General features: G+C 61.3%; 1 protein-coding gene. It reads left to right on the forward strand.

Annotated elements, in window-relative coordinates; genetic code table 11:
* The first annotated feature begins 55 nt into the window (after positions 1–55).
* Positions 56–1,290 (forward strand): IS3 family transposase gene (locus tag ACPUD7_RS17670; RefSeq protein WP_425120641.1). Its coding sequence is split into 2 segments (ribosomal slippage): positions 56–341 and positions 341–1,290, totalling 1,236 coding nucleotides; the frame shifts between segments, so codons are not numbered across the junction.
* Positions 1,291–1,331: the final 41 nt, after the last annotated feature.

Genomic DNA, 1,331 nt, shown 5'->3' on the forward strand with positions numbered 1-1,331 from the left:
TGGGGTGTCATGATTTGAGTAGACAGCAGAACCCGATGAAAGGAAACTGCTGCACATGACTACCAACCAATCCCCGCGGCGGCCCCGCAGAGAGTTCACCTCGGAGTTCAAGGCCGACGCCGTCGCGATGGTCACCGACCTCGGGAAGTCCCGAGCCGAAGTCGCCCGCGACCTCGACATCAACGAGTCGACGCTGGGCCGGTGGGTCGCGAAGGCCACTGGCACTGAAGGAACCGGCTCCGGATCAGCTCGACGCGCTCCCGACGCCAACAGTGATGACCCGGCCGAGATGGCCAAGGAAATCGCTCGTTTGAAGCAGGAGAACGCGTTCTTGAAAAAAGCCGCGGCCTTCTTCGCGAAGGAACAGCCGTGAGCGCGAAGTACGAGCTGATCCACACCGAAGAAGGCGCCTTCCCCGTCACCTTGATGACCCAGATTCTGGGAATTGAGCGCACCGGCTACTATGCGTGGAAGAACCGGCAGGACACCGAACCGGACCCTGAGTCCAGGCGTGGTCGCCGCCAGATCGTCGCCGACCGGGTCTACGCCCTGTGGTTGGCGTCGAACAAGGTCTACGGCATTCGCCGGATCCACAAGGATCTCGCAGCCGAAGGGATCACCGTTTCGCTGGGGTTGGTCGCTGCGATCATGCGCGAGCTCGGGATCGCGGGTGTCCAACCCCGGGCAACGAAGCGAACCACGATCCCTGCCGCCGATGCCCAGGACAGGGCGGATCTGGTGCGGCGGGAGTTCAACCCGCCGGTACCCACGACGCATCTGGTCAGCGACATCACTTATCTGAAGACGGGTGAGGGGTGGTTGTTCCTGGCCACGGTCATCGATCTCACGACCCGGATGGTGGTGGGGTGGGCGACGGCGAAGCATATGCGCACGAGTCTGATCATCGATGCTCTTAAGGTCGCCTACCAGGGCGGATACGTTGCCGAGGGCGCAATAGCGCATTCGGATCGAGGCAGCCAGTACACCTCTGCGGAGTATGCGGAAGTCGCACGATTGATGCAGGTTCGCTTGTCAGTGGGCAGGACTGGGGTGTGTTGGGACAACGCGGTCGCGGAGGCGTTTTTCGCTTCGTTGAAGAATGAGATGTTCCATCGTCAGCGATTCGCTACTCGCGCAAGGGCACGGCTGGCGGTCGCGGAGTATATCGAGGTGTTCTACAACCGGAAGAGGCGTCACTCGGCGTTGGGCTATGAGATCCCTGCCCGGGCGATGGAGTCGTTCTTCGATCGCACCGAGACGGAATCATCGGCAGCCGACCGGGCTGCTTGAGGAAATAGTGTTCTCCTGTCGAAACAACTTGACACAGTCCA

It is taken from the genome of Brevibacterium sp. FAM 24630 (assembly GCF_049804075.1).
Lineage (GTDB): Bacteria > Actinomycetota > Actinomycetes > Actinomycetales > Brevibacteriaceae > Brevibacterium.